This window comes from Bradyrhizobium sp. AZCC 2230 (assembly GCF_036924495.1).
Lineage (GTDB): Bacteria > Pseudomonadota > Alphaproteobacteria > Rhizobiales > Xanthobacteraceae > Bradyrhizobium > Bradyrhizobium rifense.
Genome location: NZ_JAZHRS010000001.1, coordinates 9,133,895 through 9,153,191 on the forward strand (window position 1 = coordinate 9,133,895; position 19,297 = coordinate 9,153,191).

Consider the following 19,297-nt stretch of genomic DNA (forward strand, 5'->3'; position numbering starts at 1 on the left):
GGCAATAGCCAACTACTGATGCAGACAGTTCCAGTCGACCAAGTTCAGTATGGCTTGCCGACTGTATTCGCTGAAGAGAAGCACGGAGCGTCGGGTGAAAAGGCTTGGCAATTTACGTATTTGGAGTCTGGGTCTTTTCCTGACGGTATCCGGTCTCGCTCTGGCCTCGTGCGGCCAGCGGAGCGGCGATCAAACGGCTGCGGCGAAAGGACAAGTTGTCGCGCGTGTCGGCGACGAGATCATCACGACGCAGGAACTCGAAAACGAGTTCAGGCTGGCTGGTATCGCTCGGGACAAACAAAAAGATCCGGAGACCTTGAAGCGCGTCCTCGGCGAGATCGTAGTTCGGAAGTATCTGCTGCAACAGGCGATGACCGCGAAATTGGACCGTGAACCAGGAGTTCTGCTGGATCTATTGCGCGTGCGGGAGCAGGTCCTCGGGAATGCGATGCTTAATCGCGCCGCGTCGGCCAAGGCGTCAACCAAAGCTGACATCGACCGCTACATTGCAAAGAACACCTGGAAGTTCGCTGATCGCAAGCTGTACAGCGTGGACGAAATCGTCATGCCCCTCACGCCCGCAACACAGACTTTTGTGAACACGAACAAGGATGCGAAATCGCTCGAAGAACTGCTGCAGCAATTGACCACAGGTGGTATTCCGCATGGTCGTCAGCTGGGCGTCTTGTCGAGCAGCGACCTTCCTGAGGAGCTTGTCGGCCTGATTCAGAAGCGAAAGGACGACGATATCTTCTTTACCAGGATCGGCACGAACGGACTCTTCTTCAAGGTCAGGGCCGAGGAAGCTCGTCCGATCGAAGGAGATGCCGCGACCAACCTGGCGCGACAGATGATGCGGGCGGACGCCCTCGCAGCAGAACTGGGCCTTGCAGCCTATTCGGCGAAACTCGAGGCTAAATATGAGGGCGACTACGCCGACCTCATGAAGCAGGGTGAGACCAAATCACGGTAGGTCGTTTCAGAGCATCCCACCCAAGCCATTCCCTTTTTGTTCAGTGTACGGAACATGGCAACCCTATTTGATGTCATCACCGTCACCAGTTTTGCAGGACTGGTGCTTGCCTTCTTTCAATTTTCGGACCGCGAGACTCGAACGCTCGTCTACTTTATGCTGGCCAGCATCGTGTTTGCCGTCGCCAATCAGGTCGGCAATGCCGGGCATTTTGTTCTCGCGACGGGGTTGATCCTTGCGGGAACGGTATTTGCCGTGCTGGTGATCAAAAGATAGTCGATTGTTGACGCGGGCAGGCAATGATAGTTTCCACTGGAATGGTATTTAAATCACAGAGTCGAATTGATGACTGATATCCATATCCGCAAATCGATTGGAACCGGTCTATCTGCATCGCTTCTGGGGCCTGCTTTGATGGGGGTTGCCATACTTGGCGCCTACACGCCCACGATCCGCGGTTTGATAAATGGCCCATGGCAGACGGAGCAGGAAGGCCATGGGCCTCTGATCATCGCCGCGACGCTCTGGCTGGTTTGGCAATCGCGCGAGCGTCTGGTGCGCGCTAAGGTCACACCCGCGCCTGTCGCGGGATGGATCGTCTTGGCCGTTGGGTTGATGCTTTTGTACCTGTCGCGATTGCAACAAGGACTGCTCACCGTTGAGATGGGATCGATCCTGCCCGTGATCATGGGATCGGTCCTGATTTGTGCCGGCTGGCCCACGCTTCGGGCCCTGGCCTTTCCGCTCAGTTTCCTGGTCTTTGCGGTGCCGATGCCAGACTGGCTCGTCGATTCTATGACAGTCCCGTTGAAGGTTTTCATTTCCGACACGGTGACCCGAGTTCTCTACGCTGCGGGTTTCCCGGTCGCGCAGAACGGCGTCATGATTATGATCGGTTCCTACCAACTTCTGGTCAAGGACGCTTGCTCCGGCATGAATTCGATCTTTGCCTTGTCAGCGATCGGTGTGTTTTACGTGTACGCCTTCCGGTGGAAAGAAAAGCTGCGCAGCTTGCTGCTCCTGTTGGCGATCGTTCCCATCACCATTCTCGCCAATTTCCTCCGCGTTTTTGCGTTGGTGCTGATGGCCTATTATGGCGGCCCCGATCTCATCGAGGGCGCCGTTCATGATCTGACAGGAATCAGCCTGTTTGTCGTGGCGCTTCTGTTGCTGTTCGCCTTCGATGGTGTTCTTGGGGTTATACGCAGCCTCTTCATGAGATCCCGGCGCAAATTGGCGGCCGCGTGAGGCGAACTCGTAGGAGACCTTGAGCAACCTTTGTCCAGGAATGCTTCGGCGGCGGGCGTGCACCTTCAAGAAGGGGACCCGGTGTCGCCGGCACTTGGGCTCTGTCTTCGAGAAAGTCCGTCGCAGCGCGGATTTGCGCGGCTCTCTCGAGGCCTGCTCATGAGTCTGACTTATGCCATACCCGACCTTCACGGGCGGCTCGATCTGCTCGAGCAAGCGTTGTCGCTCGTTCTTGAGCACGCCGGCAATCGGACTGCGCGCGTTGTCACCCTTGGCGATTATGTCGATCGAGGACCCAACGCTCGCGGCGTGATCGAATTCCTAATGCAGTGGTCGTTTCCCAATTTGCAGCTCGTCGCCTTGAAGGGAAACCACGAGGCCATGATGTGGGAGGCTTGCAACAATCTCGTCGAGGCCGAGTGGTGGGTCGAGAATGGGGGCGGCGAGACGTTGGCTTCCTATGGCGTCGAATATTGTGTGGAGGTCCCGCTTCAGCGGATCATTCCTGATTATCATTTGCAGTGGATCGACCAGCTTCCGCTGGTGCACGCGGATCTGCATCGGGTTTTCGTACACGCCGGCGTGGATCCGAAGATACCGCTCAATCAGCAAAGCGATCGAACCCTGCTCTGGAAGAGATACCCTAAGGGAGCCGACTCAGGGCACGGCCGCCGCCATGTCGTTCACGGCCATCACGCGGATGAAAAAGCTCCAGTCGTGTTCAGGGGAAGAACCAACCTGGACGGTCTGGCCTGGAAGACGGGGCGGCTCGTCGTTGGTATATTTTCTGATGACCGGCCGGGGGGCGCGGTCGAGTTTCTCGACGTGAGATGATTCCATGTTTTTCTTAATCGTCGTCATTGCCGCGTTGGTTTCGATTCCAACGCTCGTGCTCTTTGTCGAGGTATTCGGTGCGCTTTGGGCAGGTGTGTCGGCTGCCGGTGATGACCGAGTGTCTGCCGGTTGGGTCGCAGTCGTAGTGCCTGCACACAATGAATCGATCGGAATCATTCCCACCCTTCAGGACGTCGCCTCGCAGTTGAGAGAGTGCGATCGTATGATAGTGGTGGCCGACAATTGCAACGATGATACGGGGGCAGTTTCATCGGCTCACGGCGCCCAAGTGCTTCGGCGCAACGAGCCTGACCGGCGCGGCAAGGGCTACGCGATGGCCTGGGCAATCGCACATTTGAAGGACAATCCGCCTGAATTCGTTCTCTTCGTGGATGCGGATTGTCGGCTGCAAGAGGGTTTCCTCGCCAATACGCTCAATTATTGCGCGCAAACAGGCGAGCCCATTCAGGCGCTCTATCTCATGACCAGCGCTGAGGGATTTCAGGTCAACCAGCGTGTCTCGGAGTTCGCCTGGCGGCTGAAGAACTGGGTCAGACCGCTGGGGCTCAATCATTTCGGCAGGCCGGTGCAGTTGATGGGCACAGGGATGATGTTTCCTTGGGAGGTGATTAAGTCTGCGCCACTTGCGAGCGGCCACATTGTCGAGGATTTAAAGTTAGGGTTGGACTTGGTCTTGACCGGTACGCCAGCTCGCTTCCTGCCAACAGTTCGGATAACGAGTGAGTTTGCGACCACAGAGCGAGGTGCCGAAAGCCAGCGGCAGCGTTGGATCGAGGGACACTTGGCGATGATCGTGAGCTACGTCCCGCGGCTATTGGTGTCGTCGATCGCGACGCGCAATTTCGATGCTCTGGTGCTCGCGTTCGATTTACTCGTGCCGCCGCTATCGCTTCTCGTGGCTATCGCAGGAGGTGTTGCGGTTCTCGGAGGCGCCTATGCCTTGCTGGCTGGGGCGCTACTTCCAGCCGCACTGGCCATTTTGAATCTCTCGGCGTTGGCCACCGCGCTGACTTTGGCCTGGCTTAAGTTTGGTAGCGACATCCTACCGGCCTCGCAAATTCCATTCGTTGCGGGGCAGATCCTGCGACGGTTTTATCTCCTGCGTCGTCTTGCGCGGCGCGGCTCTTCTGAGTGGATACGCACCGATCGTAGCAGACCCGATTAGGTCGAGAATCATCGGGCCAGCGCGATCCCAAAGGGTATTTAATTTTCGCGGCTCAAAATTTAATATTTTACCTAGCCTTTAATCGGCGACCGAATTGCTCAACTATTCGGCAGTGTGCCGAAAACTGTCGATTTTGCTACCAAGCTGACAAATTCAAAGCGAATCGGCGCGGACTGCAACAGCTCCGTCAAGTATGTGCAGTGCACATATTTGCGCGTGCACCGCAAAAAATTTGGTTGACAGAGTATTGTTCCACCCGCACCTTGAACAGATTAAATATTAGGAGACTTCCCATGCCTTCGTTGAAGCTTGCGCTGGCCGCAATTCTCGGTTTGTTCATGTTGGCTGCCCCCGCGCAAGCATCGGTGGTGTTCTCAGACACGCCCGCGAATCCGGTTCAGGCCTTTTCATCGGTTGATTTCACGGCAGTGTTTTCCAACATCAACTTCCTATCGGGGACTTGGTATTTTTCAGACACGAACGGTGACGGCATTTCCGGCTCTCTGTCTGGATCCAACCCAGTCATCAATATCGGCTCCTACTCCTTCCCGAACGGGACCTACACGGCCTACTTCACTTATGTGGGCAAGCTCGTGGGAGGCGGCTCTGTAAATACGATCAATTTGCCGGAGACGCTTACGATTACTGCTGTTCCCGAGCCGGCCACGTGGGCCATGATGCTGCTTGGATTTATCAGCGTGGGCCTTGTTGCTTATCGTCGGAAGGCTGGTGCCTCCATTCGAATCGCTTGATCCAAATCGACCAGGTCCGAAAAAAAGCCGCCGCGAGGCGGCTTTTTTATTGATGACAACTCCGTTCAGGTGGATTTGTTACGGATCGACGCTCCTGCTGATTTGGTGCTCAATGCTGATGGAGTATACGAAGGCGGCGAGGTTCATTTTTGCCGCGAGCCTCCGGGCTTGGTCGGGATGTCTCGGCACAAAACGTGCGCCTCAAGCGACCAACACCGGGTCCGGAAGAGGCCGAAAACATTGCTGCCGAAATCACCAGGAGCGACGGTCTTCTTCGCCCAGGCGACATCGTCGTAACCCCGCTCGGGTTTCTATTGTTTAAGGGCGTTGCAGCGGACGGCTACATCAATGAATTCAAGCCGGTGCCGAATCCCTTGAACCAAAGCCGCGACAAGAAGTACTAAAGCGCTGGGAAGATGCTGTAAGGGCGAGATCGCACACCTTAACGTTACTCGTGGCATTTTAATAAAAATTATGCTTGAGGTTGTGTAAATTAACGACAAGCCTGCGGGAACAGGCTAAATACGCATTATAATTGCCCTGATCTGAGGGTGGACGCCGGAGAGTTTGGAATGCTGTCTCGCCCGTTTTCAATCGCCGCTTTTCTGGTCGCGGGTTTAACTTCGTCGGCAGCCTCGGCAGGCATCGTGACGGTGACAAGCTATGACATGGCCAATGGGAACGGCGCGACCCAGTATACGACGCCGACTGGCGGTCAGAATTACTTTGATTTCTCGTACACCAAAACCGGCCAATCCACCCCCGCCCCCAATGCGGGCGTGAACGGGTCTCCGAACTCCATTCCGAACAATTCCAATGCAACGAATGTTTTGACCGGAGGCACCGGCAAACTGACGGATGGCGTTATCGCGACGAATAATTTTTCGCTCGTCAGCGGCTCGAATGGAACGATCTCGAACGGTTGGACTACGGCAGCGTCGCCATACTACGGATCCCTCAATGGGCAGGCCAGCCAGTATGTCGGTTGGAAATATCAGGATCCAACGATTGCCTTCCATCTGGCGAGCGGATCGATGGTCAGCCAGATCAATCTTTACGTCGCGGCCAATGGTTCTGGCGGCTTGGTCGGAGCTCCCGGGAACGTAGCAGTTACGATCGGTTCGACGGTTCTCAATTCGTCTCAGTACGCCGAGACGATTTCGCCATATACCGGAGGCAATCCGTATGCCTCGAGCACCGCTCTCATCACGATTACCTTGAGCCAGGCGATATCTTCGAGCGATCTCTTTACGCTTCAACTGTTCCGTGGCGCCCTAGAGCAGGATGGCTACGATTATGAGAAGCAGTATTGGGATCCGATCAAGAAAAAGTTCAACGATCCCCTGAGCGGCTTCCAGGAGAATGCGTGGGATACCCAGCTTGAGCCGTGGATCATGGTGAGCGAGGTCGAGTTTCTCGCTGCCGTGCCCGAGCCATCGACTTGGCTGATGATGATCGCCGGGTTCATGGGCATGGGCATGCTTGCCCTTCGTCGCCGGCGCCAATTCGTTACGGCATGATTGGGGATTGGATGGTCCTGGCGGACGTGATGAAACTCTAGGAGAAGGCACGCCTGCAGCCTTCGAGATGTCTAGTGTCTTCTTCACGCCGAGCAGAGTTCACGGCGATATTCAGGTCATCTTCGATGTCAGTGCCACATATCCGACGCCTCGGGGCTGGCCTTTGCGGCAGAGAAGTCACTCCGCACAGAAATTTCGCGATGAGCGGGAACCGCCGCTTCATACGCGGGGGACTCAGTGGTAAATGGGCATGCTGGCTGAGAGGCTCCGAAGAACATGTCCAATCAAATGCCAGACTCGATTACGCGAGTCCTGCTAGCGGCGCTTAATGCCGCCGACGAAGTCGTTGAGCGTAACTCGGATCTTGCCGTGCCCGTCAGCGCCGAAGTGGCGCCGGTGGTCAAGGCCCTGGCTGCGCTGACCAGGATGCCGGTCTTGGATCTTGCGGATGAACGTCAAAATCGTTTCGCTGCAACGATTTGCTTGAGCATGGACAAGTTCAGGTCGGCGTCCTGACGCTGGCAATGCATCTTGCTCGTGGGCCGAATTGTCGCCCCCAGAGCAAATTGGCGAGCGCGCTGCGCGTTCGATTCGGATATATTTTACGTGGCGAATCAGTAGCGTTCGATTCTCTAGCCGAGTAATTCCGAGAGTATAATGCGCGAGAGCTTTCTTTCGCGTTGAATCAGTTGAGTGGCGTATGCGACTCGACTTGGAATGATGTTCTCAATTTTTGGATGAGGAACGAGACAGTGAAGATTGTCACGCTTTTAGGCGCCACGATTGTTGGTGCCACGCTTACGATCATGCCAGCCCACGCAGCGATCTTGACGGAAAGCTTCACCTTTACCGGGGCGGTCTACAGCGTTGCTGGTCAATTCACCTATGATCAGTCGAATGGTCAGCTGCAGTCGATAACGGGAAATGTCGTAACCGGCGCCCTGATTGAAGGAATCACTGCCCTCGTCACGGGGGCATCTCCATTTTTCCCCGTTCCCGGCAATTCCAACGGATTCACGTTCGATAATACATTTGATTCGGTATCAGGAACGTTCCCGCTCAATGGCGTCCTGTTTTCCTTTGGCTCGGGCAACTACGGCAGCTTCTATTATAATCCGGAGGCGTTCTTCTCGACATGGTTGCCTGACGGGCCGACGTCTCCCTCCGACTGCTCCGTGGGTGATCTCTATTGCCCTGGCGATGCTGGAACGCTCAAATTTACCGCGGTCAGCCCTGTCCCTGAGCTCTCGAGCTGGGCGATGATGCTGCTCGGGTTCCTGGGAATGGGATTCTTGGGACGAGCTGTTCGCGAGGTTCACCGAGGGCTCGCCGCTCCTCGCTAAGCTCCCTGAGGCCCCCTTTGGCTCCGCCGAGAGGGGGCGATTTTTCTATGAATTCGTTTTGTTTCGGCAAATTCGCCCGTCTGAGTCTCATTTGAAGGCCATGTGCCTTTAGGATCCACAATTCGGGAGCGTGCGGCGCCTATCGGCTCAACCCTCTAAATTCAGCCTTTGCCTACATCGCTAAAATGGCCCGTCTAGACGATATAATTGTCGCGTTGGACCACGTCGCTCGGCGCGTGTGTCACATATTTAATAGAAGCTTTCTTTGTTTAAAATATTGAATTGACTAAATGTGGAGTGAGGTTTAGCTTGGTTGCATTGCCGAAGAGTGGCATGCGGATCTGACGTTTTGTCTACGGAGCTTTTCTTGCCGATTTCCGGCAAGCCATCAGGAGTATCTATCATGACGCTAAAGAGCGGGCTGCTAGGCCTCATCGCCGGTGCAGGATTATTGCTGTCTACAGGCGCGAACGCCGCAGTGGTCACGTTGGGCGGTGTTGCCGCCGGTGACGGTTCGGGCCTCACTTCGTTCTATGGAACGACGGCTAATTTCGATACGACCTTCGCGGCAATTTCCGCCGGCAACATCGTTTCGGGCTCGTCCAGCGGTCAGTACGCCGCCCCGAACGGCGATTCGACCAGCTACTACACGGTTGGCTCATTTATCACCCCGCAGACCGCGACCCTCACCTTGGCGGGCAGCTCAAACTATCTTGGCCTGCTCTGGGGCTCGATCGACGATTACAATGCGATCACGCTTCATCTGGCCAACGGCGGTTCTGAGGTTATCAGCTCTGCGACCCAACCGCTCCTGAATCCCGCGAACGGAAATCAGGGACCGGGCGGTACGTCGTACGTCAACATCTATGCCTCGGATTATATTACGAGCATCGATTTCTACTCGGGCAAGTCTGCATTCGAGTTCGACAACGTGACCGTTGCGGCGGTCCCCGAGCCGGCCACTTGGGCGATGATGATCGTCGGCTTCCTGGGCCTCGGCTTCCTCGGCTATCGCAAGACGGGCGGCGCGTCGTTCCGTCTCGCTTGATGCCGGAATCCACTGGACCTCGAGAGGCCGCCAGCAATGGCGGCCTTTGTATTTTCGTGTGTGGCTTGCAAATCAGGCCAGAGAGAGCTCCCAATGGAAATCATTGGAACGTGCCTCAACTGTTTTCCGCCGTCCGGCTGCTTGCTGGCGAATAGTGTAGGGGCTCTTGCCGTGTTGGGGGTCGCGATCTGGTGTGGTAGTTTCGGTAGTTCAGTTCGCTAAGAGCGCCGGCGGTCGGGCTCGATGGCGTGGCATTCTCGATCCCGCTTCGGTTCATCACATATCGACGCCGCGTCAAGGCTATGCGGCCAGCCGATTGGTTGCGGGGGCGGCTTCTCGCGTCTGAAGGGCCGCCCGCAACGCCGCCTTTTCCCATGGGCGGGCTCTCGGCTAGGCTAGCGAGCCTTGGCGCGAAATGCTGCCCGGCCATTGTAGGAGTCCCGGCGGGAACGTCTCCAGGGCAGGCGTCTCGCCTGTTTGCTGGTCAGGCCGAGATCTATCACCCTAAAACAAAATCCCTGCTCCAAATCGGAGCTGGGGTCTATAGACTTGAAAAGGGGCCGTCGAGGATTGTGGTCAGACCACCGGATCTCAGGCGCGAACCGCCGCCTTAGCGCGTTTGCGACGATAGGTCATCAAGCCCAGCCCGCTGAAGCCCAGGAGCATCATCGCCCAGGTGGACGGCTCAGGCACCGCAGCGACCGGGGCTGAGTTCACGTCAAAGACGTGCCCGGTGATCGGATCCTTGGCATCGAGCGAGTACAGATAGATGTCGTCGATCGCCAATTTGAATGAACCGCCATCGTACTTGATGGTCTGGGGCCCGCCAAAGTCGATTTCGACGTAGCCGAGGCCCAGGAAGATCAGGCCGACGAGGTCCGCCGAGAACACACTCGCACCGGCGCCAGTGGGTGAAGTGAAGCTGACCTTTAGATCGAATTTGGTGGCTGAGGGATCATCGAACAGGATGTTTTGGAGCGACATGCTGCCGAGGTTGAGGCTCGGTCCCGACTTGTTCGAAGCGGTCGTCCCCTTGAAGGTAAGTCCACCTTCACCGCGCATAGCGCTGCCCGTCGAGGCCGTCGGGGACGAGGGGGCGCAGCTCGTGCTCGTGAAGCATCCTGTCGTCGAATAGCTATAAACAAGCGCGGCCTGGCTCGGCGCGCTCCAGAGGAGAGCGGTGGCGGCGCAACCAGCCAAAATCGTTTTCTTCATTTCCATGTCTGCCTGTTCAAATTTTTAGTTTAATTTTTATTTAACTCGCAATTTTTCGCGTAGGCCGATTCTGCAGCCGGGTCAATGCCTAACGATAAAATACTGTTAAAATCGCCGACCGGATCATGCAGGGATGCTAGGCCTGTGAACGGCCGGTCGTATTATTGCCCTGCAGCATCGTTCGCATCGATCGGCGAATTAAATCGGTCGAGTGTCCGACTGTCTCCCCTCAATCCGCTGACAAGTCTTCGCCCACCCCTCTCGGTGACGAAAGGGAAACCGCCCGAAGGCGGTCTCCATGTGCGTGCGACGTGGCTCACAAGCTCATGCCGCGTTGAGCGCGCCCTCCTGTTTGCGACGTTGGGCGAAGTAGCCGACTCCGACAAAGCCCAGGATGATCATCGCCCAGGTCGAGGCTTCCGGGACGGCCGTGGTTACATCAAGCGACGCTTTGTCGAAGTACTGGTAAGTAACGCCGCCAGCTGGAGCGAAGAGCCGTGTAGCCTGCAAGGAGAGGGTGTGTTGACCCGCTACGAGGGTCGTTGTGAAGTCGAGGCTGTCGCTCAGCGCGGCGGGTCCGCTATTGACGCCGCCAAAATCAAAGCTGTCCATCATAATGCCATCGAGCAAAACACTCATCAGGCCGAGGCCAAAAGCACCGCTGGTTCGGGTGTAGAAGGCCGCGATATCGGTGGAGAATGTTGCCAGACCGCCGCTGGTTGTGAACGTCTGCGTCACGCCGCCACCTGCTTGAGGCGACAAGCCGTAAGGTCCATCAATCTTGCCTGCATTGAGCGTCAACGCGCTTGAGGCACCAGACCCCGTGACATTGAACGAAGTCACCGCAGCGGTCTGGGTTTGCGGAGCCCCCGGTAGGCTCGGCGTAAGCGAGATCGTGCCGTTCGCGGTGGTGTAAGACGTCCAGCCGTTCAGGCCGGAACTGAAATCGCCATTTGTGAGGACTTCGACGGCTTGCGCAGGGACCACATGGGCCAGAAATCCTGCGATGGACAGTGCAGTTACTTTACGAAACATAAGAACCAACTCCCCTTTCTTAAAGTGAAGGGAGGCGTCGCACGTGGGGGCAAACAGCTTGATGACAGTCAGGCGAAGCGCGCCCGGGCAATTTGCCGCATTCGGATTTGGAGGCTTCCCGCCAAGCGCGCACGACAATAGGTCACGCCGCGCGAATTAAACTTTCGTCGTGGTCGCACTTCGTGCCAGACATTTTTACATGCGTGGTGCCATCGTGCGCGGCAATTCCATTCATCTTTGTAAATGGCCGTTCATGTTGGACTGCGTCTCGACGCGCTCGTAACGAATCGAATTGACGAAAACGAGACGAAGGCGCTACCATCCGTTCTGACAATTCCAAACGAAATTTGGGTAAGCATTCGGATTTTCCTTCGTGCAGCTGGTCACGAAGAATGACGTCGCTGCGGTCGATTACGTTTCGGTTTTTTCGGATCGGGCGAATAAGACTCAACAGGTCACGAGACCTTGATCGAACTAGGTGGATCGCCGCGCGACCAACATTTGCTTTAACGGGCGAAGATTTAGTGTCTCTGGGAAGTCTTAGTGTGTTGGTATGCATTTTGCTTCTTGCTGAATTTTGGGGATTTGGGGGATTTTCATGAAGGACGCATTCCGGAAGGAACGGAAACCCCGTGATTTGAAAAAGGCCAAGCGGACGCCGAAAAGGCCTCCTGCCATGGAGACTATTGCCGAACGCTATTTTGAAGTCTTGCGATTGAGGCAGCGCGTGCTCGAGGCGGATAGCTGGCGCTCCGATCGACAGTAGGAATTAGGATGATGCGTACGCTCTATGTAATGTCTCTTGTGGTTGGCATGGTGGCCTGGCTTTGGGCGCTGACCACCGGAATTGTTTGGATCCTTGGCGCATAGTGAGCACGTGACAAAAAAGACCGCCCAGAAGCGGTCTTTCGATTTTGGGTCGATGTGCAGGAGTGATCAGACCGCGCTGAGCGCGACCTGATTGCGCCGGCGATAGGCGAGGGAGCCGACTCCACAGAAGCCCATAAGCATCATCGCCCAGGTCGAGAGTTCAGGCACGGCGGAAACCGTACCGTCAACGAACAGCCGGACGCCTTCGCCGTCCGCGGCTAACCAACTGGACGAAGCGGCAGCCAGGTATTGAAAGAACTCAGCGCTTCCGACGTCGTCGTTGTACTGGCCGATGCCGGCCGTCCCGGTTGCGCCAAACAACCCAGAACCGAAAACGAATCCATACGTGCCTGGGGCGAGTGTCAGGGACAGTGAACCCGAGACATCCTGGATCTGGCTGGGCATCGCCAAGATCGTATGTCCGAGCGCAATACTCCCCAAGCCCGTCGGCGATCCGGCGGGGAGCGACGTCAGTGAAGCGAGGGGCACGATGGCGCCGAAGATGGTGCCGTAGGAATACGCGCCGAATTGAGCGCCAATCGAAGTTATCGTGGTCTGCCGCATGATCGTGAACGACGCGCCAAGATACCGGCCATCGTAGATGCTATAATCGCCTAGATCGGTCCCGGTGAACGTCCCGGTTTCAAAGATGGTGTCGGCTTTGGTTGGCGCGGCAAAAACGGGCAACAAACACAGCGCCATAACTTAGTTTCGTACGCATACGACGAAGGCCGCCTAATTGGCGCATGCGGGCGGGCACGACGAGGTCTATGGTCGTGTTGGGTGAGGTCAGGCGGCCTGCTGATCGGCGGGCTTGTCGGCCTGGCGCAAGAGCTTCCATTCCCAGGGCAGTAGCTCGTGCAGACGCGATGCAGGATGATCGGCGATACGAGCCAGGACGTCGGCGAGGCAGGCTTTGGGATCGACGTCATTGAGGCGACAGGTCGTGATCATCGTCAGCATGATGGCGGCACGGTCGGCACCACGCTGGCTGCCGGCGAAGGTCCAGTTCCGCCTTCCCAAAGCGATGCCTCTCAGTGCGCGCTCAGCGCAATTATTGGTCAAGCAGATCCTGCCATCGTCGAGGAAACCGGCGAAGCCGTCCCAGCGCCTGAGCATGTAGTTGACCGGCTTCAGGACCTCGGAGGAGCGCGAGAGGGTTTCGCGTTCGCGGAGCAACCAGGAGTGCATGTCGTCGAGAAGCGGCTTGCTCTTCTCCTGGCGCACGGCGCGCCGCTCGTCGGCGCTAAGGCCATTGACGGCGCGCTCGATCTCGAACAGAGCGTCGAGGCGCCTGACCGCCTCTAGCGCGATCGGAGAGACCGGTTTGCCCTTCTTGCCTTCCCGAGCATTTTTCTCGATATCAGCCAGCTCGAAGAAGCCCCGCCGCGCATGGGCCAGGCAAAATGCCGGTGTAATCGGCAGCGCCTTCTTCTGCGGGTCGAACAGCGGCTCGAAGCCGCTGTAGCAATCGGCCTGCAGGATGCCGGCGAAGGCGGCCAGATGTCTCTGCGGATGCTCGCCTCGTCGGTCGCTTGAGGCGTAATAGACCGCCGCAGGCGGCGCAGGCCCGGCAAACGGCCGGTACATACGTCCAGATCCGGCCGATCCTGCACTTGCCCTTCGCCAGGATGCGGATGGTGGTGTCATCGCCATGCAGGCGCTCAGCGGCAAGCACATGGCGTTCGATCAAGTGCAAGAGCGGCATGACGGCGATGGCCGAGAGCTTCCAGTGCTCCGACCTGCCGGCGTTCTGCGCCGGCGCGCATGCGCTGCTGGTCGAGGCCGGCAGCCGGTCGGCGGCCGAGAAGCTCGCGCGCGAGCGCGGCCACAGCCGGATGGCGATCATGCTGGCGAAGCATTTTTGCAAGTGATGGAGAGCGTGGAAACTGCACGGACTCATCGCCGAAAACGAAAGCGGCCGCCATCAGGCGGCCGCTCGCTCACGAATAGGGCACGAGTTTATGAGGCGCCGAGCGCCAGTTTGTCTTTACGACGATAGGCAAAGAAACCGACCCCTGCGAAGCCTAGCATCATCATCGCCCAAGTTGATGGCTCGGGAACGGCGGATACCGAGCCGGTCAAAAACTGCCCATCAAAGTAGAGACCAGGACCAAAGGAAATTCCTTCGTGATAGGTGAATGTCACTGAAGTTGCGGTAATCGAATCGATCGTGACCGGAGATGGGCTTTGAACTACCGAGAAGCCGGTTAGAGGAACCCCAAAGTTCAAGTTAAACAGCGTGAACGTAAGCGTGTCAGACGGATTTCCCGAGTAATAGCCGACATACGTACCCGTCGAAGTCAGTGTAAAATGGTCGCCGTTGGCGCCTGCATTGAAGTCAAAAAACTGGCTACCGAAGAAATTTCCATCTGAACCAGCGCCGACCATGAGTGATGGTAGACTTTGGGCTTGGCCGGTCGATGAAGACACCTGGATATCGACAGTATCGCCTTGCAAGGTTGCCGCGCTTGCTTGGCCGCATGCGGATCCGAGAGCCGCGATCAAGAGCGCTGACGTACCAAGTGTTCGAAAAGCTTTCATTATAACCCCCAATTGAAAATATTTAATAGAATTGCTCGGGATTAAGTAACGAGTCAACCTTTCATTTCGAGGGGGCGGGCGGGAAGGAGCCGCCGACGGTCCTGCTCGAACTCCCGCGTCATCGCCGGATGCGCCCGGTTCTTCACCTTGATCCAGTCCTTCGACCGGCCGGCGCCATAGCGCCGGTCACGTCGTTTCGAGACCAGGCCTTCGAGCCCCATCTCGCAGGCCTTGCGGAACAGATCCGGCCCGATCTCGCCGGCCTCGAATGGCGCGATGAAGATGCCGTCGGGCCGGCCGCGCAGGAGCCGCGCCAGATTGGTCTTGCGCATGGCGAGCGGCAGCGGCCGCAGATCCTCGCCGCCGAGCGCCAGCACATCGAAGGCGTACAGCTGCACCTCGGCATCGTGCTTGCGCGAGTGCAGGGCGTTGAAGTCTGAGACTCCGTCGACGCCAAGCACGACCGCCTCGCCATCGATGACGAATTGCTGCTCGCAGTTCTTCAGCGCGGCCTCGACGATCCAGGGGAAGCGGCTGGTCCAGTCGTGGCCGTTGCGCGTGAACAGCCGCACGGTCTTACCCTGGCGCTCGAGGCGCAGGCGATAGCCGTCATACTTGATTTCGTGGATTCCAGTCGGGGCCGGCCGGGACCACCTTGGCGGCGGTCGGCAGACAGAATTCAAAGGGTTTTGGCATATCTCGACGCGGTCCTAGACCAGCCGCAACGCCAGCTGCCGGTGATGGCCTTCGTGCCGCTCGACGAAGTCTTGCAGGCCTGAGGGCACGTCGGCGAGCTGCAGGTCGAAGCGCCGGCGGATCTCGCGGGCAACGTCTTCGGTGACGTCCTCAGACCATCGCTCGGCGGTGTTGAAGGCGATGATCCGGAGCGGGTTCGCATACTCGCCCGCCATCAGGTCGGTGATGACGCTCTCGAGGTCGGTGGTTTCCGCGTCGGCTTCGCGCCAGACTGCGCCGTGGCGGCCGAGATCATCCTTCACCAGGTAGACCGTCTGATCACAGCCTTCGGGCACGATCGAGGGCGTCCAGCCGCGTCCCGGCATACTCAAAACTCCACGCTTACTGATGTCGGAAAGATAGTCGCGGAAGCTAGAATTGCGAATCGGGAACCTCAGTGCCGCCAGCCATCCTTGTCGACCTCGGTCCTGAAGCCCGCCGGCATCCGCGGCGGTTCGCCATCGGTTGGAACGTTGCAGCGCGGGCAGGGCGCGCCGGCGGCGCCGCATGGGCAAGCGTGCGGGCCTTCCCAAGGCCAGCCCGGATGCGTCTCGCAGACCCAGCCGGTATCGTCACAGGTCTTGCAGGTCATGGGTCGGTCCATGGGCGGAAAGACGGCCCCGGCAGGCTTTGGGGGCGAAGGTTCGCCGGGGCCGCTCCGCCCAGCATTTGCAGCGGTGCCGGGCACAAGATCAAGCTGCCCGCCTCCCCGCCGTTCCACGTTGTTCGATGCAACCTTAGATTCGTCGTCACCCGCCGGCAAACATGCAATTCTATCGCCATATTTTCGCGTGTCGGAGGGAAGCCGATGCGCCTTGCATTGCCGTATCTGGGAATTGGTCTGTGTGCGTCGCTGGCGGCGTGGATGTCGGTGATGCTGCTTTATTGACGCGGGAATAGATCGGCGCCAGGCGGCAGCAGCTGCAGATAGGTCCCGCTCTCATGGCGCTCGAGCCAGCCGTGCTCGAGCGCATATTTGAGCCCGGCACCGAACTCGCTGCCGCTGCCCTTCAGCTCGAACATGAACCGTGCGTTGACCGCTCGATGTAGATCCGGCCGTCCTGGACCAGCGCGATGCCGGCGGCGATCTCGAGCAGCTTTCGCGCGGCCGCCTCCGGATCTGCGAACGGCCGCCCCTCGACGTGTTTCACCAGCTCACCTTTCCTGCGGCCTGTGCGGCGTCAATGTGCCCGCGATGCGGGTAGCTCTCGGTTGGATTCCTGCTGTCGAACACTGTGCCGCAGACGCAGAGTATCGTCGTGCCCGCGACTTCGCTCGCGAGCTTCTCGCCGCGGGCGCGCTTGGCCGCCATCTCCGCGCGCCAATCGCGATCGTGCCGCCATTCCGCAAAGGCATCGTCGGGGATGGTCGGTCGCATCTCTGTCCAGGTTGCCTCAAAGGCCTCGCGGGCGGCCTCGAATGTCACGGCAATGCCGCTCCGCTGACTGCCCGGCTCCATGCAGGGATAAAAGCCGACGGCCCAGGCCCATTGCTCGGCATGAACAGGCACGCCAGCGCGCTCGCCGATCGTGCCGATTAAGTGTAAGCGCTCAGCCGGGACCCTATTGAGGCAGGCTTGACGTTTTGCGGAATCGCCACGGCATGAGGTCTTCGATTCTGCTATGGGGATGGCCGTCGATGATCGCCTCGAGTGTTTCGGCGATGTAGGCAGCCGGGTTGACGTCGTTGAGCTTGCAGGTGGCAACGATCGACGCCAGCAAGGCCCAATTTTCAGCCCCAATTTCATGGCCCGCGAAGAGCGCATTTTTTCTGGTCAGGCAGACTGGCCGGATGGCGTTCTCGACAGGGTTCGTGTCGAGCTCGAGGCGCCCGTCTTCGAGGAAGCGGGTCAGCCCTTGCCAGTGATTGAGCGCGTAGCGGATGTCCTCGGCGAGCGTCGAACCGCTGGAGATCATAGAAAGCTGTTTCTCAAACCACGGCTTTAAAGCAGCGATGAGGGGCGACGAATGCTCCTTGCGGGCGGCCAGCCGCGTGTCCGGCGATGCACCGCGTACCATGGCTTCAATGGCGTAAAGCTGCGCGATGTGCCGAACGGCGGCCTCGGCGATCGGCGATTTGCTGTTACGGGCCAATTTAACGAAGCGCCGGCGCAAATGGCTCCAGCAATGCACGAGCGTCCATGGCCCTTGCGGTCGAGCGACTTCGGTCAGCCGGTCATAACCGTCATAGGCATCGCATTGCAGGAAGCGTCCGCCAAAGCCGTCCAGGAACTGCTCCGCGAAGGCACCGCTGCGACCGGGGGCATATCGGAACAGCACGATCGGCGGACTTGGGCCGCTGTGGCCGCGGTCGTCGGAGACGATCGCCCAGAAGTAGCCCTTCTTCGTTTGGCCTCGCCCGGGATCGAGCACCGGCGCCGTGGTTTCGTCCATGAACAGACGATCCGCCATGGCCAGGCGGCGGCGCATGTGGTCCGCGATGGGCTGAAGATGGAAGCAGGCGCGGCCGGACCAGTTGCCCAGTGTTGCCCGATCAAGCCGGATCCCCTGGCGCGCATAGATCTCGGCCTGACGGTAAAACGGCGTATGGTCGCCAAACTTGGAGACGATCACGTGCGCAATGGCCGCTTCGGTCGGCAGCCCGCTGGGCACGACGTGCTCCGGTGCGTGCGCCTGCACGACAGGGCCCGAGCAGCGGCGACAGATGTATTTCGGGCGGCGCGTGACCAACACCCGCCATTGCGCCGGGATCACGTCGAGGCGTTTGCTGACGTCCTCGCCGATCTTCGTCATGGCGCCGCAACCGCACGGACAGAGCGTGCTCGCAGGCTCGATGATCCGTTCCACCCGCGGCAAATGGGCAGGCAAGCAGCCGCGATTGCGATGAGAACCTTGATCCGGCACGCTCCGCGATCGGCCCTTGATCACAGCCTCGGCTCTCTCCTGCGCGGCGTCCAGGATGCCTTGCGCGATCTCTACGTCTTCCAGCGGTAAGTGATACTGATCTGGCCGCAGCTTCTCGGACTTCGCGCCGAACTTCTCGCGTCGCAATTCGCCGAGGATGACCTCCAGCCGACGCCGCGCTTCCTCCGACGCCGCCAGCGCCCCCTGATGCTCGCTCAACGCCGCCTGCGTTTGCGCCAAAAGCGCTTTGAGTTGTTCATTTTCGTCGCGCAGCGCCGCGATGCTCATGCGCTATTTCGAGCACATCGCCGCCGCACGTGCCACATTCAAAATAGCTGCCGAGTCATTCTGCCGCAGCTATCCAGCCGCCTGGGGACGTCGCGCTTCTTCCGGGCGGACCAACCTCCAATCCAGCCCCTCGAACAGGGCTGCGAACATCGCCGGCGATATGCGCATCACGCCGTCTGCAATCGTTGGCCAAACGAACCTGCAACCTTCGAGACGCTTGTGCACTAACACCAGGCCCGTTCGATCCCAGACCAAAATCTTGATCCGGTCCGCTCGTTTCGATCGGAACACGAAGGCTGCGCCGCTGAACGGGTCGAGACGAAGCATCTCCTGCACCTTCGCCGCAAGCCCATCGTGGCCACAGCGGAAGTCGATCGGCCGCGTCGCGATGTAAATCTTCAGATCGGCACCGGCCGCGATCATCGTGACGCTCGCACTGCGCGGATCACCCGGGACAGCTGCTCGCCATCTATGGCTGTGTCCGTCCGCAGCACGACATCACCGATCGAGATCTCAAGCTTGATCGCCGGAACGTGACGCTCCTTCAACGCGCTTTCCACGACCAGCGGTGCGAATGTCGACTGCGATACCTCGCACGGCGCCAACATGCCTCGCTGTCGAAAGCGTCGTCGCCAATCGTAAATCTGCCAGCGCGTCGCTCCGTGCTTGCGCGCCACCTCGGACACCTGGGCGCCGGGTAGCAGACTCTCGGCGACGATCCGGGCTCTCTCAGCTTCCGAACGCACGCGGCGCCCCGATGGCCCTTCAAGAACCTCCAGCCGGCTCACCGCCCCCGCCGATGAGCCGTCCAAATGGACGTCCTTTTTGCTGTCCAATCCCAT

The 19,297-nt window shown here is 58.6% G+C and carries 23 protein-coding genes and 4 pseudogenes; 13 read left to right on the top strand and 14 right to left on the bottom strand.

The window, feature by feature from the left end; translation table 11 throughout:
* Positions 1–94 precede the first annotated feature (94 nt).
* The 11 genes and pseudogenes from V1280_RS43460 to V1280_RS43510 all read left to right on the top strand — a co-directional run bounded on the left by V1280_RS43460 (position 95) and on the right by V1280_RS43510 (position 8,904).
* Positions 95–973 carry a hypothetical protein gene (locus V1280_RS43460; protein WP_334537119.1) on the top strand — a complete coding sequence of 293 codons (879 nt, stop codon included), beginning with the start codon at positions 95–97 and terminating at the stop codon, positions 971–973.
* 54 nt (positions 974–1,027) lie between these two features.
* Positions 1,028–1,249 carry an XrtV sorting system accessory protein gene (locus V1280_RS43465; RefSeq protein ID WP_334537121.1) on the top strand — a complete coding sequence of 74 codons (222 nt, stop codon included), beginning with the start codon at positions 1,028–1,030 and terminating at the stop codon, positions 1,247–1,249.
* A gap of 69 nt (positions 1,250–1,318) precedes the next feature.
* A complete protein-coding gene (xrt, locus tag V1280_RS43470) occupies positions 1,319–2,221 on the top strand; it encodes an exosortase (RefSeq protein ID WP_334537123.1) in 903 nt (300 codons plus the stop codon).
* A gap of 159 nt (positions 2,222–2,380) precedes the next feature.
* Positions 2,381–3,055 carry a metallophosphoesterase gene (locus V1280_RS43475; RefSeq protein WP_334537125.1) on the top strand — a complete coding sequence of 225 codons (675 nt, stop codon included), beginning with the start codon at positions 2,381–2,383 and terminating at the stop codon, positions 3,053–3,055.
* A gap of 4 nt (positions 3,056–3,059) precedes the next feature.
* Entirely contained in the window at positions 3,060–4,241 is a 1,182-nt protein-coding gene (locus V1280_RS43480; RefSeq protein WP_334537127.1) for a glycosyltransferase family 2 protein, read from the top strand.
* A 641-nt stretch (positions 4,242–4,882) separates the two neighbouring features.
* Positions 4,883–4,993 (top strand): annotated as a pseudogene (locus tag V1280_RS46990) (PEPxxWA-CTERM sorting domain-containing protein); the annotation flags it as partial.
* Between the two features lie 149 nt (positions 4,994–5,142).
* Positions 5,143–5,397, top strand: coding sequence for a hypothetical protein (locus tag V1280_RS43490; protein WP_334537131.1), 255 nt, complete (start codon positions 5,143–5,145; stop codon positions 5,395–5,397).
* A 168-nt stretch (positions 5,398–5,565) separates the two neighbouring features.
* Positions 5,566–6,513 (top strand): PEP-CTERM sorting domain-containing protein, encoded by a 948-nt coding sequence (locus tag V1280_RS43495; RefSeq protein ID WP_334537133.1) that lies wholly within the window; start codon positions 5,566–5,568, stop codon positions 6,511–6,513.
* 276 nt (positions 6,514–6,789) lie between these two features.
* Positions 6,790–7,029 (top strand): hypothetical protein, encoded by a 240-nt coding sequence (locus V1280_RS43500; protein WP_334537135.1) that lies wholly within the window; start codon positions 6,790–6,792, stop codon positions 7,027–7,029.
* Between the two features lie 236 nt (positions 7,030–7,265).
* Positions 7,266–7,856, top strand: a complete 591-nt coding sequence (locus V1280_RS43505) for a hypothetical protein (protein WP_334537137.1) — start codon at positions 7,266–7,268, stop codon at positions 7,854–7,856.
* Positions 7,857–8,259: 403 nt separating this feature from the next.
* Positions 8,260–8,904, top strand: coding sequence for an Npun_F0296 family exosortase-dependent surface protein (locus V1280_RS43510; protein ID WP_334537139.1), 645 nt, complete (start codon positions 8,260–8,262; stop codon positions 8,902–8,904).
* Between the two features lie 591 nt (positions 8,905–9,495).
* Here the strand turns inward: V1280_RS43510 and V1280_RS46995 are convergent.
* Both V1280_RS46995 and V1280_RS43520 read right to left on the bottom strand, forming a co-directional pair.
* Positions 9,496–9,606, bottom strand: a pseudogene (locus V1280_RS46995) (PEPxxWA-CTERM sorting domain-containing protein); the annotation flags it as partial.
* Positions 9,607–10,443: 837 nt separating this feature from the next.
* Positions 10,444–11,154: a PEP-CTERM sorting domain-containing protein gene (locus V1280_RS43520; RefSeq protein WP_334537143.1), complete on the bottom strand. Its 711-nt coding sequence runs from the start codon at positions 11,152–11,154 to the stop codon at positions 10,444–10,446.
* A gap of 598 nt (positions 11,155–11,752) precedes the next feature.
* On the opposite strand from V1280_RS43520, the gene V1280_RS43525 reads away from it, so the two are divergent.
* A complete protein-coding gene (locus V1280_RS43525) occupies positions 11,753–11,920 on the top strand; it encodes a hypothetical protein (protein ID WP_334537145.1) in 168 nt (55 codons plus the stop codon).
* A gap of 170 nt (positions 11,921–12,090) precedes the next feature.
* Here V1280_RS43525 and V1280_RS43530 read toward each other — a convergent pair whose 3' ends face one another.
* Positions 12,091–12,726: a hypothetical protein gene (locus V1280_RS43530; protein ID WP_334537147.1), complete on the bottom strand. Its 636-nt coding sequence runs from the start codon at positions 12,724–12,726 to the stop codon at positions 12,091–12,093.
* Between the two features lie 87 nt (positions 12,727–12,813).
* Positions 12,814–13,738: pseudogene (gene tnpC, locus V1280_RS43535) on the bottom strand (IS66 family transposase); the annotation flags it as partial.
* Here tnpC (V1280_RS43535) and V1280_RS43540 point away from each other — a divergent pair.
* A complete protein-coding gene (locus V1280_RS43540) occupies positions 13,731–13,898 on the top strand; it encodes a hypothetical protein (protein WP_334538670.1) in 168 nt (55 codons plus the stop codon). The pseudogene tnpC (V1280_RS43535) and the gene V1280_RS43540 overlap by 8 nt on opposite strands.
* Before the next feature lie 88 nt (positions 13,899–13,986).
* On the opposite strand, the pseudogene V1280_RS47000 reads toward V1280_RS43540, so the two are convergent.
* The 10 genes and pseudogenes from V1280_RS47000 to tnpA form a co-directional block, all read right to left on the bottom strand.
* Positions 13,987–14,091 (bottom strand): annotated as a pseudogene (locus V1280_RS47000) (PEPxxWA-CTERM sorting domain-containing protein); the annotation flags it as partial.
* Between the two features lie 530 nt (positions 14,092–14,621).
* Entirely contained in the window at positions 14,622–15,140 is a 519-nt protein-coding gene (locus V1280_RS43550) for an ATP-dependent DNA ligase (RefSeq protein WP_334537151.1), read from the bottom strand.
* Between the two features lie 138 nt (positions 15,141–15,278).
* Entirely contained in the window at positions 15,279–15,629 is a 351-nt protein-coding gene (locus V1280_RS43555) for a hypothetical protein (RefSeq protein ID WP_334537153.1), read from the bottom strand.
* A 68-nt stretch (positions 15,630–15,697) separates the two neighbouring features.
* Positions 15,698–15,895, bottom strand: a complete 198-nt coding sequence (locus V1280_RS43560) for a hypothetical protein (protein ID WP_334537155.1) — start codon at positions 15,893–15,895, stop codon at positions 15,698–15,700.
* 290 nt (positions 15,896–16,185) lie between these two features.
* A complete protein-coding gene (locus tag V1280_RS43565; RefSeq protein ID WP_334537157.1) occupies positions 16,186–16,326 on the bottom strand; it encodes a hypothetical protein in 141 nt (46 codons plus the stop codon).
* Positions 16,314–16,454, bottom strand: a complete 141-nt coding sequence (locus V1280_RS43570) for a hypothetical protein (protein ID WP_334537159.1) — start codon at positions 16,452–16,454, stop codon at positions 16,314–16,316. Before V1280_RS43570 ends, V1280_RS43565 begins: the two co-directional genes overlap by 13 nt.
* A complete protein-coding gene (locus V1280_RS43575) occupies positions 16,451–16,813 on the bottom strand; it encodes a hypothetical protein (protein WP_334537161.1) in 363 nt (120 codons plus the stop codon). Before V1280_RS43575 ends, V1280_RS43570 begins: the two co-directional genes overlap by 4 nt.
* 52 nt (positions 16,814–16,865) lie before the next feature.
* Positions 16,866–18,455: an IS66 family transposase gene (tnpC, locus tag V1280_RS43580; protein ID WP_334518647.1), complete on the bottom strand. Its 1,590-nt coding sequence runs from the start codon at positions 18,453–18,455 to the stop codon at positions 16,866–16,868.
* 69 nt (positions 18,456–18,524) lie between these two features.
* Entirely contained in the window at positions 18,525–18,878 is a 354-nt protein-coding gene (gene tnpB / locus V1280_RS43585; protein ID WP_027545641.1) for an IS66 family insertion sequence element accessory protein TnpB, read from the bottom strand.
* Positions 18,875–19,297, bottom strand: a complete 423-nt coding sequence (gene tnpA / locus V1280_RS43590; protein ID WP_334518652.1) for an IS66-like element accessory protein TnpA — start codon at positions 19,295–19,297, stop codon at positions 18,875–18,877. The genes tnpB and tnpA overlap by 4 nt, the downstream gene beginning before the upstream one ends.

What these genes read in the sequence shown, in the direction of transcription:
- V1280_RS43565 (WP_334537157.1), bottom strand. Translation starts at nt 16,326, where the DNA reads ATGTTCGAGCTGAAGGGCAGCGGCAGCGAGTTCGGTGCCGGGCTCAAA.
- xrt (WP_334537123.1), top strand. Translation starts at nt 1,319, where the DNA reads ATGACTGATATCCATATCCGCAAATCGATTGGAACCGGTCTATCTGCA.
- V1280_RS43555 (WP_334537153.1), bottom strand. Translation starts at nt 15,629, where the DNA reads ATGCCGGGACGCGGCTGGACGCCCTCGATCGTGCCCGAAGGCTGTGAT.
- V1280_RS43495 (WP_334537133.1), top strand. Translation starts at nt 5,566, where the DNA reads ATGCTGTCTCGCCCGTTTTCAATCGCCGCTTTTCTGGTCGCGGGTTTA.
- V1280_RS43530 (WP_334537147.1), bottom strand. Translation starts at nt 12,726, where the DNA reads ATGGCGCTGTGTTTGTTGCCCGTTTTTGCCGCGCCAACCAAAGCCGAC.
- tnpA (WP_334518652.1), bottom strand. Translation starts at nt 19,297, where the DNA reads ATGGGATTGGACAGCAAAAAGGACGTCCATTTGGACGGCTCATCGGCG.
- V1280_RS43525 (WP_334537145.1), top strand. Translation starts at nt 11,753, where the DNA reads ATGAAGGACGCATTCCGGAAGGAACGGAAACCCCGTGATTTGAAAAAG.
- V1280_RS43540 (WP_334538670.1), top strand. Translation starts at nt 13,731, where the DNA reads ATGACGGCGATGGCCGAGAGCTTCCAGTGCTCCGACCTGCCGGCGTTC.
- V1280_RS43560 (WP_334537155.1), bottom strand. Translation starts at nt 15,895, where the DNA reads ATGACCTGCAAGACCTGTGACGATACCGGCTGGGTCTGCGAGACGCAT.
- V1280_RS43475 (WP_334537125.1), top strand. Translation starts at nt 2,381, where the DNA reads ATGAGTCTGACTTATGCCATACCCGACCTTCACGGGCGGCTCGATCTG.
- V1280_RS43500 (WP_334537135.1), top strand. Translation starts at nt 6,790, where the DNA reads ATGTCCAATCAAATGCCAGACTCGATTACGCGAGTCCTGCTAGCGGCG.
- V1280_RS43510 (WP_334537139.1), top strand. Translation starts at nt 8,260, where the DNA reads ATGACGCTAAAGAGCGGGCTGCTAGGCCTCATCGCCGGTGCAGGATTA.
- V1280_RS43465 (WP_334537121.1), top strand. Translation starts at nt 1,028, where the DNA reads ATGGCAACCCTATTTGATGTCATCACCGTCACCAGTTTTGCAGGACTG.
- tnpB (WP_027545641.1), bottom strand. Translation starts at nt 18,878, where the DNA reads ATGATCGCGGCCGGTGCCGATCTGAAGATTTACATCGCGACGCGGCCG.
- V1280_RS43480 (WP_334537127.1), top strand. Translation starts at nt 3,060, where the DNA reads ATGTTTTTCTTAATCGTCGTCATTGCCGCGTTGGTTTCGATTCCAACG.
- tnpC (WP_334518647.1), bottom strand. Translation starts at nt 18,455, where the DNA reads ATGAGCATCGCGGCGCTGCGCGACGAAAATGAACAACTCAAAGCGCTT.
- V1280_RS43520 (WP_334537143.1), bottom strand. Translation starts at nt 11,154, where the DNA reads ATGTTTCGTAAAGTAACTGCACTGTCCATCGCAGGATTTCTGGCCCAT.